The following is a 14,456-nucleotide window of genomic DNA, read 5'->3' as shown; positions in this document are numbered from 1 at the left end:
TCCCGCGCATCGCGCCGTCGTCGGGGGCGGTTGACGGTGTGGTCCGAGGGTTGACGGTGTGGTCCGGGGGCGGTTGACGGTGTGGTCCGAAATCGGCCGGTGCCGGGGACGTCGTGGCTGGTTGGCTGGGTCGCCGTAGATCAACCCCTGTCCTGGAACGGAACCATGGCCACCACCACCCTCGCCCCGCCGCGCCCGCCGCTGATCTCCTGGCTCGCGGTCGCCTCGATCACCCTGGGCATCTTCGCCATCGTCACCAGCGAGATCCTGCCCATCGGCCTGCTGACGACCATCGGCGCCGACTTCCGCGTCACCGACGGCACCGCGGGGCTGACCATGACGTTGCCGGGCTTCGTGGCCGCCGTCGCGGCGCCCGTCCTGACCGTGGCCACCGCCCGGCTGGACCGCCGGGTGATGCTCTGCGTCCTGATGGCGGTGCTGGCCGCCGCCGACGTGCTGGCGGCCGTGGCCGGGGCCTACTGGGTGGTGCTGGCCTCGCGGGTGCTCGTCGGGCTCACCATCGGCGGCTTCTGGTCGATCGCGGCGGGGCTGGCGTCCCGGCTGGTGCCGCCGGCCGCCGTGGGCGCCGCGACGGCGGTGATCTTCTCGGCCGTGCCGCTGGGCTCGGTGCTCGGGGTGCCGGCCGGAACCTTCATCGGCCACCTGGCGGGCTGGCGGACGGCGTTCCTGGTCCTGGCCGGGCTCTCGGTCCTCGTGCTGGTCGCGTTGCTGTGCGTGCTGCCGCCGCTGCCCGCCCGCCAGGTCACCGGCGCGCGCGTCCTGCTGGACCTGCTGCGGGTGCGCGGCACCGGGATCGCCCTGCTGGGCACGTTCCTCGTCGTGCTGGCGCACTTCGGCACCTACACCTACGTCACGCCGTTCCTGGAGCACGTCACCCGTCTGTCCCCGGCCGCCGTCAGCGCCGTCCTGCTGGCCTACGGCGCGGCGGGCATCGCGGGCAACTTCCTGGCCGGCCGGGCCGTGGCCACCGCACCCCGCCTGGCCTTCGCCGTCTGCGGCGGCCTGATCGCGGCGGCCACCCTGCTGCTGCCCCTGGCCGGCAACTCGCCGGCGGGCGCGGTCGTGCTGCTGGTGTTGTGGGGGCTGGCCTACGGGGGAGTGCCGGTCTGCTCCCAGGCGTGGTTCCTGCGGGCCGCGCCCGGCGCGCCGGAGGCGGCGACCGTCGTCTTCACCTCGTCGTTCCAGGCGACCTTCGCGCTCGGCGCGCTCCTGGGCGGCACGGTCGTCGACGCCTTCTCGGTCTCGGCCGCGATGGTCGCGGGCGGGCTGGTCGCGCTCGTGATGGCCGGGTCGTTCTCCTGGCTCACCCGTCCCCGCCGGGCCGCGTGAGCGGGGGAGGGGACGGGCGGTCAGCCGTCGAGGTGGTCGCGCAGGGCGTCGAGGCGGCCGTCCCAGTCGCTGGCCAGCGCGGCCAGGAACTGCTGGGCCACCCGCATCGGAGCCGAGCGCAGCCGGTAGCGGACGCGGCGGCGCTCACCGGGCTCGGCCGTCACCAGACCGGCCTCGCCCAGCAGCGTCAGGTGCTTGGCGATCGCCTGCCGGGTGATCGGCAGGCGGGCGGCCAGGTCGGTCGCCGTGGCCGGGCCTCGGGCGGCCAGCTCGGCCAGGACGGCGCGCCGGCTCGGGTCGGCCAGCGCGACGAAGACCTGCTCGGCGACCGCCTCGACGTCAGGCGGCGTCAAGGTGCCCGGCCAGCTCGCCCAGCTCGCTCGCCCACCCCTCGGTGTGGGCGTCGTACGCCTTGCGGTGGTGGTCGTCCGGCAACTGGGCGAAGCCGGTCTCGACGACGGTCAGCCGGGTGCCCGTGCCGGCCGGTTCGAGGGTGAACTCGACGTACGTGCGGCGCGGGTCGCCCTCCGGCATGCCGAAGACCGGCCAGGTGAAGCCGAACACCGACGGCTCCTCCACGCGCTCCACGCGCAGGTCGACGGTGTGCCCGTCGCTCCAGCTCATCCGCGCCGGCCCGCCGGGACGCAGCTCGATCGCCGCCTCCTGGCCGAACCAGGCGGCCAGCCCCTCGGGGGTGGTGAGCGCCGCCCACACCTTGCCTGGCGGATGGGCGAGCTCGACGGTGCGCTCGACCCGATCGGGGAATCCCATGACGACCTCCATATGCGGCAGGGAAAAGGTTGCCACACCTCGTGGCGACAGGTGGACGGTCACCGCTCCGGGCGTGCGTGCCGGCGCAGGCCGTAGGAGACGAGGACGACGGCGGCGAGCGTCACCGCGACGTCCACCAGCAGGGCCAGGCGGATGCCGGCCGGCTCCCCGGCGCGCGTGGCGGCGACCGCGCCGAGGAGCGGGATGCCGACGGTGACGGCCACCTGCTGCGTCATCGACGTCAGCCCGGTCGCCAGCCCCTGCTCCTCGTCCGGCAGGCCCGAGGTGGCGGTGACGGTGTAGGCGACGATCGCGGTGACGTGCCCGAAGAACCCGACGAACAGCGCGGGGACCAGGATCGCCAGGACCGTCCAGCCGGTCCCGAGGAAGACGGCGGGAAGCGTCGCCAGCGCCTGGACCGTCATGCCGGCGACCAGGACGCGGCGGCTGCCGTGGCGTCCGACGAACCGCCCGGCGATCACCCCGGCGACCACCGAGGCCAGCCCGGGGATGCCGAACACCAGGCCGGTGACCAGCGGCGACAGGCCCAGCACCCGCTGGAGGTACACCGTCACCAGGAAGATCATGGCCGGCTCCATCGTGAAGATGACGAACCCGGCGAAGTTCCCCCACTTCACCGTGGGCCGCCGCAGGATGCGCACCGGCGCGAGCGGTGCGGGCGCGCGCAGCTCGATCAGCCAGAACGCGCCCAGCAGCAGCACGCCCGCGACGGCCGCCAGGAGGTTCGTCTCGACGGCCGCGTAGATCACCGCCAGCAGGCCGCCGGTCACGGTGACCGCGCCGGGCAGGTCGAGCCGCACCCGCTCCGGCAGCACGCTCTCCCGGATCAGGAACGGCGTCAGCACCACGATCGCCACCGCGACCGGCACGTTGAACAGGAACGCCGCCCGCCAGCTCAGCAGGCTGACCAGGGCGCCGCCGAGCAGCGCGCCGACGGTGAAGCCGCCGGACAGCAGGGCGCCGTTCAGCCCGAGGACGCGGGCGCGCAGCGGGCCCTCCTTGAAGGTGGTGGTGAGCAGCGACAATGCGGCGGGGACCGTCATCGCCGTGGCCAGGCCCTGCAGCACCCGGGCGGTCAGGAGCGTCGCGGGCCCGCCGGCGAAGCCGCCGAGCAGGGAGGCCCCGGCCAGCACGACCATGCCGGCAAGGAACAGCCTCCGCCGGCCGAACAGGTCGGCCGTCCGGCCGAACACCAGGGTGAACCCGGCCGCCGGCAACGCGTACGCCGAGGTGATCCAGGGCCACTGGGCCGGGTTCAGCCCGACGCCCGCGCCGGTCTGGGGAAGGGCGACGTTCAGGATGGAGAAGTCGACCGCCAGCATGAAACCGGCGCCGAGCAGGACGAACGCGATCAACCGCTGTCTGCCGTCGAGGCGTGGCGGGGCGGCCTCGACGGTCGCGACAGGAACACTCATTGCGGCCTCCACATAATAGCAACCGATCGGTTGCCACATTATGGCAACCGGCTGGTTGCGTCAACGCAGGGCAGGATCGGGGCAAACTTCCGTTTTCCGGAACGGTGGTCTAACCTTCGGAACATGTCCGACGGTGACGCCAAGCTGGTGGGGGCCGACCGCGTGCTGGCCGTGCTGGCCGAGCTCGCCCGGCACCCCGACGGCATCGGCCTGGAGGAGATGGCCCGCGCCGTGTCCAGCCCGAAGCCGACCGCCCACCGCGCCCTGGCCGCGCTGCGCCGCGCCGGGCTCGCCGTCCAGAACGGCCACGGCCGGTACGTGCTCGGCGACGAGTTCCTGCGCATGGCCTTCGCCCATCACGAGGCCCGGCCCGACCACGTCCGGGTCACCCCGATCCTCCAGGCGCTGTGCGACCGCTACGGCGAGACCGTGCACTACGCGGTGCTGGAGGGCACGTCGGTGGTCTACCGGTCCAAGCTCGACCCGCCGTCCGGCGCGGTCCGGCTGACCTCGGTCGTCGGCGGGCGCAACCCGGCCCACTGCACCGCCGTCGGCAAGATGCTGCTGGCCGGGACGCTGCGGGACGAGGCCGCCGTGCGCGCCTGGGTGGGGGACCGGCGGCTGGAGCGGCCCACCGAACGCTCGGTCGGCACCGCCGAGGAGCTGCACGCCGAGCTGGCACGCGTCCGCGCGCAGGGTTACGCGGCCGACGACCAGGAGAACGAGCCGGGCGTCAACTGCGTGGCGGTCCCGGCGTACCTGACCTCGCCCACCGTGCCGAGCGGCGCGGTCAGCATCAGCGGCCTGGCCTACCGCACCCCCTTGAGCGTGCTCGTCGAGGACGTGCCGGCCATCCGCGCCGTCGTCGCCGGGCGCCACCTTCCCTGACCCGTACAGAACCGGAGAGTCCCCCTTGTACCTCATGCGCATCGGCGCGCCCGGCGCCGAGAAGCCGGTCGTCCGCGTGGACGACGACCACTACGTCGACGTCTCCGACCTCACCCCCGACTTCGACGAGCGCTTCTTCGCCGCCGGCGGTCCCGCCCTGCTCGCCGAGCGGGTCGCCGCCGGCCCGCGGCAGGCGTTCGCCGGCGAGCGCGTCGGCGCGCCGATCGCCCGCCCGCACCAGATCCTGTGCATCGGCCTGAACTACCGCGACCACGCCGCCGAGACCGGCCAGGCCGTGCCCGCCGAGCCGATCCTGTTCACCAAGTCGCCCAACACCCTGGTCGGCCCGGACGACGACGTGCGCATCCCGCGTGGCGCCACCAAGACCGACTGGGAGGTGGAGCTCGGCATCGTGATCGGCCGCCGCACCTCCTACCTGGACTCGCCCGAGCAGGCCGCGGCCGCGATCGCCGGCTACTGCGTGGTCAACGACGTCAGCGAGCGGGCCTTCCAGATGGAACGCGGCGGCCAGTGGAGCAAGGGCAAGTCGGCCGAGACGTTCAACCCGGCCGGCCCCTGGCTGGTCACCCCCGACGAGCTGGCCGACGTCCGGAACCTGGGCATGTGGCTGGACGTCAACGGCGTGCGCCGCCAGACCGGCAGCACCAAGACGATGATCTTCGACCCGTACGTCATCGTGCACCACCTGAGCCAGTTCATGGTGCTGGAGCCCGGCGACCTGATCAACACCGGCACCCCGCCCGGCGTCGGCATGGGCCACGACCCGCAGATCTGGCTGCGGCCGGGCGACGTCATGGAGCTCGGCATCGACGGGCTCGGCAGCCAGCGCCAGCGGGTCGTGGAGCCCCGGTAGTGCGGGCGCTCGTCCTGACCGGGCCGGGCGCGGCCGAGGTCCAGGAGGTCGAGCCCCCCTCCGCGGGGCCCGGCCAGGTGGTCGTGGACGTCGAGCGCGCCGGCGTGTGCGGCACCGACATGGAGCTGTTCAGCGGCGGGATGAGCTACCTGCGCACCGGCCGCTCCCGCTACCCGCTGCGCCCCGGCCACGAGTGGTGCGGGCGCGTCGCGGAGCTGGGCGCGGGCGTGGACCCGTCGTGGCTGGGGCGGCGGGTCGTCGGCGACACCATGCTCGGCTGCGGGCGCTGCGACCGCTGCCGTCAGGGCCGCCACCACGTGTGCCCCGACCTGGCCGAGCTCGGCATCAGCCGGGGCGCCGCGGGAGCGCTGGCCGAGCGGCTCGCCGTCCCGGTCGCGGCGCTCCACCGGCTGCCCGATACGGTGGACGCTACCTCGGGCGCGCTGGTCGAGCCCGGTGGCAACGCCTTACGCGCCGTCCGCGCGGCGGGGCTGGAGGCGGGGGAGCGGTTGCTGGTTCTGGGCACGGGCACGATCGGCCTGCTGGCCGCGCTGTTCGCGCGCGCCGGCGGGGCCGAGGTGCACCTCATGGGCCGCGCCGAGCCCGACCTGCGCCTGGCCGCGGGCCTCGGGTTCCGGCACGCCCACACCCGTGCGACGCTGCCCGACCTGCCCTGGCACGCCGTCATCGACGCCACCAACGCCGCGGCGATGCCCGCGCTCGCGCTCGGCCTGGCCGAACCCGCCCGCCGCGTCGTCTACATCGGCCTGGCCGGCACGCCGTCCACGCTCGACACCCGCGAGCTGGTGCTCAAGGACGTCACCGCGGTCGGCGTCCTGGGCGGCTCGGCGGGGCTGGCCGGGGCCATCGACGCCTACGCCGGCGGCTCGGTGGACGCCCGTCCGCTGGTGGCCGCCACGGTCGGGCTGGCCGAGACGGCCGGCGTGCTGGCCGGACGGCGACCGCCCGGCGCCGGCCCGGGGCCCAAGATCCACATCGATCCCCGGCAATGAACCTGGAAGAGAGCACGAGCATGACCCACCGTGAACCGCGACGGCTGAACGCGCCGGACGCCGCCGTCCTGGCGGCGGTCGAGACGGCCGTCCCGGGGATCACCCGCGCCCGCGCGAGCGACCGGCTCGGCATGGCCCATGACGCCTCCCACTACCTGCTGACCCCGCAGGCCGTGCTGGTGGCCGAGAGCGCCGGCCAGGTCGCCGCGCTGCTGCGCACCGGCCTGCCGCTGACCTTCCGCTCGGGCGGCACCAGCCTCAGCGGCCAGGGCGTCAGCGAGCACCTGCTCGTGGACACCCGCCGGCACTTCCGCTCGATCGAGGTGCTCGACGACGGCGCCCGGGTACGGGTCCAGCCCGGCGCGGTGCTGCGGCAGGTCAACGCCCGCCTGGCCCCGTACGGGCGCAAGCTCGGCCCCGACCCGGCCAGCGAGTCGGCCTGCACGATCGGCGGCGTCGTCGCCAACAACTCCAGCGGCATGACCTGCGGCACGCACGCCAACACCTACCGGACGCTGGAGTCGATGACGCTGGTGCTGCCGAGCGGCACCGTCCTGGACACCGGCGCCCCCGACGCCGACGAGCGGCTGCGCGCCCTGGAACCCGACCTCGCGGCCGGACTGGAACGGCTGCGCGACCGCGTCCGCGGCAACCCCGGCTCAGTGCGGCGCGTCCAGGAGCAGTTCTCGCTGAAGAACACCATGGGCTACGGACTGAACAGCTTCCTCGACCACGACGGCCCGGCGCAGATCCTCGCCCACCTGGTCATCGGCAGCGAGGGCACCCTCGGCTTCGTCGCCGAGGCCGTCTTCCGCACCGTCCCCGCCCACCGCCTGGCCGCCACCGGCCTGCTCGTCTTCCCCACGCTGCGCGAGGCGATGGCCACGGTGCCGGAACTGGTCGCCGCCGGGCCCGCCGCCGTCGAGCTGCTGGACGCCGAGTCCCTGCGCGTCGCCCAGACCGACCCCAAGGCCGACGGGACGCTGCGCGCGATGACCGTCGCCGAGCACGCCGCGCTGCTGGTCGAATGGCAGGAGTCCGACGCCGGACTGCTCACCGAGCGGGAGCAGGCCGCCGAGCGGGTCTTCGCCGGGCTGCGCCTGGCCGCCCCCGCCCGGCTGAGCAGGGAGGCCGGCGGCCGGGCCGCGCTGTGGCACATCCGCAAGGGCCTGTACGCCACCGTCGCCGGCGCCCGCCCCAGCGGCACGACCGCCCTGCTGGAGGACGTCGCCGTCCCCGTGCCCGCGCTGGCCGACCTGTGCGACGACCTGACCGCCCTGTTCGCCGAGCACCGCTACGAGCGCAGCGTCGTCTTCGGCCACGCCAAGGACGGCAACCTGCACTTCATGCTCAACGAGCGGTTCGCCACCGACCTCGACCGCTACGCCGCCTTCACCGAGGACATGGTGGAGGCCGTCCTGGCCAGGGGCGGCACGCTGAAGGCCGAGCACGGCACCGGCCGCGTCATGGCCCCGTTCGTGCGCCGCCAGTACGGCGACGAGCTGCACGAGGTGATGCGCGAGGTCAAACGCCTGTGCGACCCGGCCGGCACGCTCAACCCCGGCGTCGTCCTCACCGACGACCCGCAGGCCCACCTGCGCGACCTCAAGACCGTCGTGACCGTCGAGCCCGAGGTCGACCGCTGCGTCGAGTGCGGCTACTGCGAGCCCGTCTGCCCCAGCCGCGACCTGACCACCACCCCGCGCCAGCGCATCGTGCTGCGCCGCGAGCTGGCCGCGGCCCAGGCGGCCGGCGACCACGCCCTGGCCCGCGAACTGGAGGACGCCTACGCCTACGACGCCGTGGACACCTGCGCCGTGGACGGCATGTGCGCCACCGCCTGCCCCGTCCTCATCAACACCGGCGACCTGACCAAACGCCTGCGCGCCGAACGCCACGGCCGCGCCGCCGAGCGCGCCTGGACGAGCGCCGCCCGCCACTGGGACGGCGTCACCCGCGCCATGAACCTGGCCCTCGACACCGCCGCCGCGGTCCCGCCCGCGCTGCCCGAGGCCGCCTCGCGCGCCGCCCGAGCCGTGGCCGGGGCGGACGACGTCCCGCGGTGGAGCCGCGACCTGCCGCGCGGCGGCACCCGGCGCCGCCCGTCCCCGGCGGACGACGCCGACGCCGTCTACCTGCCGTCCTGCCTGAACACGCTGTTCGCCCCCGCCGACGGCGGCCCCGGCGTGATGACCGCCTTCCAGCGCCTGGCCGCCCGCGCCGGGCTGACGCTGCACGTCCCGGAGAAGATCGCGAGCCTGTGCTGCGGCACGCCGTGGTCGTCCAAGGGCTTCGCCGGCGGTCACGAGGCCATGGGCGAGCGCGTCCGGGACGTGCTCGCGCGGGCCACCGACGGCGGCCGGCTGCCCGTGGTGAGCGACGCCGCCTCCTGCACCGAGGGCTACGCCCACCTGGTGCCCGGCCTCCAGGTGGTCGACGCGGTCGCCTTCACCGCCGAGCACGTCCTGCCCCGACTGCCGCAGGCGCGCCGCCTGCCGTCGCTGGCGCTCCACCCGACCTGTTCCTCCACCCGCCTCGGCCTGGACGCCGCCGTCACCCGCCTCGCCGAGGCGGTCGCCGAGCAGGTCGTGATCCCGGACGGATGGCAGTGCTGCGGCTTCGCCGGCGACCGCGGCCTGCTGCACCCCGAGTTGACCGCCTCGGCCACCCGCGCCGAGGCCGCCTCCGTGGCCGAGGCGGGCTGCGCCGCGCACGCCTCGGTCAACCGCACCTGCGAGCTGGGCCTGACCCGCGCCACCGGCCAGACCTACCGGCATCTCCTGGAGCTCCTCGACGAGGCAACCGCCTGAGGGGGGCGCGGTTTACACCGATGTGTCAATAAGATCGTCGCTGTTGCGAAGATCCGGCGATCGGGAGCACGATGAGCGACCCCGGCGGCTTCGGCCCCCTGGAGATGGACGAACGCGAGCGCATCGGTCCCTACCGGATCGTGGGCCGCATGGGCGCGGGCGGCATGGGCGTGGTCTATGCCGGGGTCGCGCCCGACGGCGGGCGGGTCGCGGTCAAGGTCATCCATCCGGGGCTGGCCGCCGACCCGCACTTCCACGACCGGTTCGTGCGCGAGGTCGAGATGTTGTCGCGGGTGCGCGGGCGGTGCACGGTCGCGGTCCTGTCCGCCGACACCGCCGCCTCGCCGCCGTGGCTGGCCACCGAGTTCGTGCCCGGCCCCACGCTGACCGAGCACGTACGCGACCACGGGCCGCTGCCGCCGGACGACCTGGTCGCCTTCGGGGTGGACATCGCCGAGGCGCTCACCGACATCCACGGGGCCGGGATCGTCCACCGCGACCTCAAGCCGGGCAACGTGATCCTGGCCGCGTCCGGGGCGAAGGTGCTGGACTTCGGGATCGCCCGCGCCCTCGACGAGAGCGGGCTGACCGGCACCGGCGCGCTCATCGGCTCGCCCGGCTGGATCAGCCCCGAGCAGTACCGGGGCGACCAGGCCGACGCCGCCGCCGACGTCTTCGCCTGGGGCGCGCTGATGGTCTACGCCGCGACCGGACGGCCGCCGTTCGGCACGGGGGCGCCCGACGTGCTCGCCTACCGGGTCATGAGCGTCGATCCGGACCTGTCCGGGGTGCCCGAGGGCGTGCGCGACCTGGTCCGGGCGGCGCTCGCCAAGGACAGGGCGGCGCGTCCCGGGGCGGTGGAGCTGCTCGGCGCGTTCCGGTCGGGCACGCTCCTCCTGCCGCGGCCCCCGTCCGGCACGCTCCCTCTGACACCCCCGCCCCCTCCACCCGGCACACTGCCCCTGACACCGCCCCCGCCCGGCGGGCAGGGACCGCTGGGGCCGCCGTCGTCCGGGGGGCAGGAACCGCTGGGGCCATCTTCGTCCGGGGGGCGGGCGCGGTCGTGGCCGGTGGCGGCCGCCGTGGTCGCGGTCGTCGCCGTCGTGGCGGTCGGCGCGGCGTTCGCGCTGAACGCGGCCGGCACGCCGGAGGCGCTGCCGTCCCCGGACGGCAGCGCCTCCGCCTACACCGACCCGCCCGCCACCTCCGCGGACCCGGACCCGACGGACACCCCGGAGGAGAGCGAGACCCCCGAGGAGACCCACACCCCGGAGGACACCCCGACCGAGACCGACACGCCGGAGAAGACGCCCGAGGCGACGCCCACCAGGAGCAGGCCCCGCACGTTGCCGTGCGCCTCCTCGGGCTCGATCCTGCGCGAGGCCGCCGCGCTGAACGGCGGCAGCCTCCCGCAGGACGCCGTGGTCGCCCGCAAGCGCTGCGTCGGCTCCTGGGTCGCCGCCGAGCTGTCCTCCCCGAGCGTCGGCGCCATCGACCTGATCGCCCGGCGGAACGCCTCCCGGTTCCTCGACGCCCAGATCGGCAGCAACTTCTGCTCCCTGGAGGGCCGCCCGGCGCTGGTGGCGAGCGCGCCCGCCTCGATCAAGAGCTTCCTGTGCCCCAACGGCTTCGGCTGATCCGCACCCTTCCGCCGGCTTCGGCTGGTCGGTTCTGACGATCGGCGCCGGGTACGAGACCACCTTGATCTGGATCGCGCAAGCGTTGAGGATGATGCTCACCGACCCACACCTGGCCGGCCGCGTCAACGGCGGACGCCTGGGCATCGACGAGGCCGCTCACGCCACCCCAACGTGCTGGAGGATTCGGTGCCCGCTTCCCATCAGTCCACTCCCGCCGCCAACCCCGACGACGCCGCAGCGGCCGCATCCGGCGATCACGTGGTCCCCGTCATCACCTTGGATGAAAGCGGCGCCGACCACCACGGTGAAGCCGCCCGGTTACGTGCCGCCGGACCGGTCGTACGCGTCGTGCTGCCCGGCAACATTCCCGCATGGGCCATCACTGATCAGGACCTCCTGCACAGTGTCCTGACCGACCCCGGCATCAGCAAGGACTGGCGCCTTTGGACCTGCGTCCGCAACGGCGCCATCCCCGACGACTGGCCTCTCACCGGCATGCTCAAGGTCACCAACATGGTCACCGCCGACGGCGCCGCCCACCAACGGCTGCGCCGGCCGGTCACCCGCACCCTCACCGCACGGCGCCTGCAGGAGATGCGCCCCCGCATCACCGCCCTCATCACCGAGGTCATCGACGCGCTGCCCGCCCACGCCGACGGCACCGGCGCCGTCGACCTGCGCCGGCACTTCGCCTATCCCATCCCGATGGCCGTCGTCTGCGAACTCGTCGGCGTGCCCGAGAGCAACCGTCTCCACCTGCGCCACCTGGTCGAATCCATCTTCCGGTCCACCACACCGCCGCACGAGGTCATCCGGACACAAGCCGGGATCACCAGCGTTCTCACCGAACTCGTCCGGCAGCACCACGACGAACCCGGAGCCGACCTCACCACCGACCTGATCGCACTCCAACGCGATGACCCTGACGCGCTCACCGACGCCGAACTCGTCGGCACACTGTGGCTGATGATCGCCGCCGGTCACGAAACCACCCTCAGCCTGCTCCTCAACGCGGTCCGCGCCCTGCTGACCCACCCGGGCCAGCTCAGTGCCGCCCTGGATCAGGCCGCGGCGAATCCGGCGGACACGTGGGCCGCCGTGGTGGAAGAGGTCCTGCGCTGGGACGCGCCGATCGGCAACTTCATGGCGCGTTACCCCCGCACCGACCTGACCCTCGCGGGCGTCACCATCCCCGCCGGCGACGCCATCCTGGCCCCTTACAGCCTCCTCGGCCGTGACCGTGCCCAGCACGGCGCCGATGCCGCCGACTTCGATTGGCGCCGGCCGCCCAGCAGGCATCTGGCCTTCGGAGGTGGCCCCCACGCCTGCCCAGGCGCTTCACTGGCCCGTCTGGAAGTCACGCTCGCGCTGGCCGCGCTCTTCGATCGCTACCCCGACATGCGGCTGGCCGTGCCCGCCGGCGACCTCGTCCCCGTTCCGTCCCTGTTCTCCAACTCCGTCCAGTCACTCCCCGTACGCTTGTCTCCCCGTCGTCCAGCCGAGAGCCGTCACTGATCGCTGATCGCCCACTGCCGGCTGAGTGCTGGGCCGGCCCGCGTCCAGCAGCCCTGGCGGCGGGCTCGGGCAGGCCCGCGCCGGGACCTCGGGCGCGTGCACCTGGTCGGAGCAACTGCAACGTGTGGGTGGAACGCAGGCTGGTCGGTCGCTCGACCGGCTACGACGGCAAGAGCCTCACCCCGCGCAGATCTGTCATGCGACCTGTGGTGTGTCGGCGGGACGTCATTCGGCCGACGGCAGCGGGATGCGCACCGACACCAGCGTCCCCTCGCCGGGAGCGGCCTCGACGTCGGCGCTGCCGCCCACCGCGCGGGCGCTCTCCCGGATGGAACGGGCGATGCCGAGGCCGGTCGTCGGCGCGTCCGGGTCGAAGCCGCTGCCGTGGTCGAGCACGCTCAGCGCCAGCGTCCCGGACCGGCATTCGGCCCGTACCACGGCGTGCCGCACGCCCGCGTGCTTGCGCACGTTCGTCAGCGCCTCGCGCAGGATGCCGCTCAGCGCCTCGACGACCTCGGCCGGCATGCCCTCGCGTTCCGGCGCCGAACGCAGCCGGCCCGCGTTGAACTCCACCCGCAGCCCGCTGCCGACCGCCTGCCGCACGACCTCCTCCAGGGCGGCGACGACGTCCTCGGCCGGATCACCGTCGTCGCCGCGCAGGAAGGCGCGCAGCCACTGCGACTCCTCCGCCACCCGCGCCCTGACCGAGTCGTCGGCGATCCAGCCGTCGCGGGTCAGCGCCTCCATGGTCTGCAGGATCCGGTCGTGCAGCACGCGGGCCGTCCTGCCGCGCTCGCGCTCCTGCGACAGCTGCGCCGAGCGGCGCAGCTCCTCGGCCCTGGCCAGGTCCAGGTCGCCGGCGGTCCTGAACAGGATGCGCATGACGTACGCGGCCATCGTGGCGTTCGTGGTCAGCCCGGCGACGTGCGGCAGCCCGGCCCACCACGCCAGGTCCGCCTGGACGTACCCGAGGACCAGCGCGCCGCCCAGCGCCGCCGTCCACGCCAGCACGACGGGGAACGTGCGGAAGGAGATGCCGGCCATGATGCCGACGAGCAGCACGTACGGCAGGACCGTGCCCGGCCAGCCGTCGGTCACCCGCGAGCCCGCGTAGTGCCCGGCGGCGAGCACCGCCGCCGTCACCAGGCCGAGGTCCACGCAGAGCAGCGCGCGCGGCGCGAGCGCGGCGCGGGCCGCCGTGACCACGCACACCAGCAGGCTGACCGCGCCCATCGCCCCCAGCAGGTACGGCAGCGGCCCGAGCGTCAGCCACCGCCCGTCGCCCAGCACCTCCAGCGACCCGCACAACACCAGCGCGCCCACCCGGACGACCACCATGGTGAGGGCCCGGCTGCGCTCCATGCCGGCGACCGCCGTCCCGGGCGGACGCGGCGGGCGCGGGGGGCTCACGGCCGGTCGCGGCGTTCGAGCCGGTTGAGCGCCGCGCGCGTGAGCTCCGCCTTGTTGCCGACCTGCAGCTTGGCCCTGATGCGCTCGACGTAGGTGTCGACGGTGGCCTTGCTGACGCCCATCCGGCGGCCCACCTGGGCGTGGGTGAAGCCCTGGGCGATGTAGGACAGGGTCTCCTCCTCCCGCGCCGACAGCCGGGGCCGGGCGTCGCCCTCCGAGCCGCCCTCCGAGCCGTCCTCGCCGTTCCCGGAGCCGTCGGCCGCGGCGGGCGGGCGGGTGTCGTCGTCCAGCTCGCTCTGCAGGATGTCGGCCAGGCCCGCCGACAGGTAGAAGCCGCCCGCGGCCACCGTGCGCACGGCGGCGACGATGAGCTCGGAGGGGGCGTCCTTGGTGACGTATCCGTTGGCTCCGCAGCGGATCGCCGCCAGCACGTCGGCGGGCCGTCCGGAGGCCGACACGATGAGGACCCGCGTGACGGCCGACAACTCCTTGACCGCGGCCAGGCACGGCCGGTCCTCGGCCAGGTAGAGGTCGAGGATCAGCACGTCGTACCCGGCGTCGAAGCCGCGCAGGTCCCCGACGGACGAGCCCCGCAGCACCACCTGCAGGTCCTCGTGCCGGTGCAGGAGGTACTCCAGCCCATGGCGGATCAGCTCGTGGTCGTCGATCACGGCGATCCGGATCACGTCTTGCTCCGCGGCAGGCTGCGAACGAGGTGACATGTCAACAACGGTGAGCAGAAGCGTGCA

General features: G+C 74.3%; 12 protein-coding genes. 7 read left to right on the top strand and 5 right to left on the bottom strand.

Translation table 11 applies throughout. The features are described 5' to 3' along the window. The first annotated feature begins 165 nt into the window (after positions 1-165). A complete protein-coding gene (locus AB0C33_RS39605; RefSeq protein ID WP_358297649.1) occupies positions 166-1,350 on the top strand; it encodes an MFS transporter in 1,185 nt (394 codons plus the stop codon). A gap of 20 nt (positions 1,351-1,370) precedes the next feature. On the opposite strand, the gene AB0C33_RS39600 is transcribed toward AB0C33_RS39605, so the two are convergent. The 3 genes from AB0C33_RS39600 to AB0C33_RS39590 are packed head-to-tail and all read right to left on the bottom strand — an operon-like array spanning position 1,371 to position 3,557. Next, a complete protein-coding gene (locus AB0C33_RS39600) occupies positions 1,371-1,703 on the bottom strand; it encodes a metalloregulator ArsR/SmtB family transcription factor (protein ID WP_358297646.1) in 333 nt (110 codons plus the stop codon). Next, a complete protein-coding gene (locus AB0C33_RS39595; RefSeq protein WP_352365156.1) occupies positions 1,690-2,121 on the bottom strand; it encodes an SRPBCC domain-containing protein in 432 nt (143 codons plus the stop codon). The genes AB0C33_RS39600 and AB0C33_RS39595 overlap by 14 nt, the downstream gene beginning before the upstream one ends. Positions 2,122-2,180: 59 nt before the next feature. Continuing rightward, entirely contained in the window at positions 2,181-3,557 is a 1,377-nt protein-coding gene (locus AB0C33_RS39590; protein WP_358297642.1) for an MFS transporter, read from the bottom strand. Positions 3,558-3,680: 123 nt separating this feature from the next. On the opposite strand from AB0C33_RS39590, the gene AB0C33_RS39585 reads away from it, so the two are divergent. From AB0C33_RS39585 to AB0C33_RS39560, 6 genes are all read left to right on the top strand, one after another. Beyond that, positions 3,681-4,445 carry an IclR family transcriptional regulator gene (locus tag AB0C33_RS39585; RefSeq protein ID WP_358297639.1) on the top strand — a complete coding sequence of 255 codons (765 nt, stop codon included), beginning with the start codon at positions 3,681-3,683 and terminating at the stop codon, positions 4,443-4,445. Between the two features lie 25 nt (positions 4,446-4,470). After that, on the top strand, positions 4,471-5,319 hold the full coding sequence (locus tag AB0C33_RS39580; RefSeq protein WP_358297637.1) for a fumarylacetoacetate hydrolase family protein: 849 nt from the start codon (positions 4,471-4,473) through the stop codon (positions 5,317-5,319). Then, positions 5,319-6,332 carry an alcohol dehydrogenase catalytic domain-containing protein gene (locus AB0C33_RS39575; RefSeq protein WP_358297634.1) on the top strand — a complete coding sequence of 338 codons (1,014 nt, stop codon included), beginning with the start codon at positions 5,319-5,321 and terminating at the stop codon, positions 6,330-6,332. Before AB0C33_RS39580 ends, AB0C33_RS39575 begins: the two co-directional genes overlap by 1 nt. A gap of 20 nt (positions 6,333-6,352) precedes the next feature. Continuing rightward, a complete protein-coding gene (locus tag AB0C33_RS39570) occupies positions 6,353-9,142 on the top strand; it encodes an FAD-binding and (Fe-S)-binding domain-containing protein (protein WP_358297631.1) in 2,790 nt (929 codons plus the stop codon). Between the two features lie 71 nt (positions 9,143-9,213). Continuing rightward, positions 9,214-10,779, top strand: coding sequence for a protein kinase (locus AB0C33_RS39565; protein ID WP_358297628.1), 1,566 nt, complete (start codon positions 9,214-9,216; stop codon positions 10,777-10,779). Between the two features lie 189 nt (positions 10,780-10,968). Next, the gene (locus AB0C33_RS39560; protein WP_358297625.1) at positions 10,969-12,297 is read left to right on the top strand and encodes a cytochrome P450; all 1,329 of its coding nucleotides are present in this window, start codon (positions 10,969-10,971) and stop codon (positions 12,295-12,297) included. A gap of 225 nt (positions 12,298-12,522) precedes the next feature. Here the strand turns inward: AB0C33_RS39560 and AB0C33_RS39555 are convergent, their stop codons facing one another. Continuing rightward, positions 12,523-13,707, bottom strand: coding sequence for an ATP-binding protein (locus tag AB0C33_RS39555; protein ID WP_358297623.1), 1,185 nt, complete (start codon positions 13,705-13,707; stop codon positions 12,523-12,525). After that, positions 13,704-14,393, bottom strand: coding sequence for a response regulator transcription factor (locus AB0C33_RS39550; RefSeq protein WP_358297620.1), 690 nt, complete (start codon positions 14,391-14,393; stop codon positions 13,704-13,706). The genes AB0C33_RS39555 and AB0C33_RS39550 overlap by 4 nt, the downstream gene beginning before the upstream one ends. Positions 14,394-14,456: the final 63 nt, after the last annotated feature.

The sequence above is a fragment of the Nonomuraea sp. NPDC048881 genome (assembly GCF_040649795.1).
Classification (GTDB): Bacteria; Actinomycetota; Actinomycetes; order Streptosporangiales; family Streptosporangiaceae; genus Nonomuraea.
The sequence above is the reverse complement of the archived record's forward strand: the minus strand, read 5'-3'. Positions and strand labels throughout refer to the sequence as shown.

Bases quoted from the DNA above. Each gene is read 5' to 3' on its own strand.
- AB0C33_RS39585 (WP_358297639.1), top strand. From the start codon at position 3,681: ATGTCCGACGGTGACGCCAAGCTGGTGGGGGCCGACCGCGTGCTGGCC.
- AB0C33_RS39565 (WP_358297628.1), top strand. From the start codon at position 9,214: ATGAGCGACCCCGGCGGCTTCGGCCCCCTGGAGATGGACGAACGCGAG.
- AB0C33_RS39570 (WP_358297631.1), top strand. From the start codon at position 6,353: ATGACCCACCGTGAACCGCGACGGCTGAACGCGCCGGACGCCGCCGTC.
- AB0C33_RS39590 (WP_358297642.1), bottom strand. From the start codon at position 3,557: ATGAGTGTTCCTGTCGCGACCGTCGAGGCCGCCCCGCCACGCCTCGAC.
- AB0C33_RS39595 (WP_352365156.1), bottom strand. From the start codon at position 2,121: ATGGGATTCCCCGATCGGGTCGAGCGCACCGTCGAGCTCGCCCATCCG.
- AB0C33_RS39605 (WP_358297649.1), top strand. From the start codon at position 166: ATGGCCACCACCACCCTCGCCCCGCCGCGCCCGCCGCTGATCTCCTGG.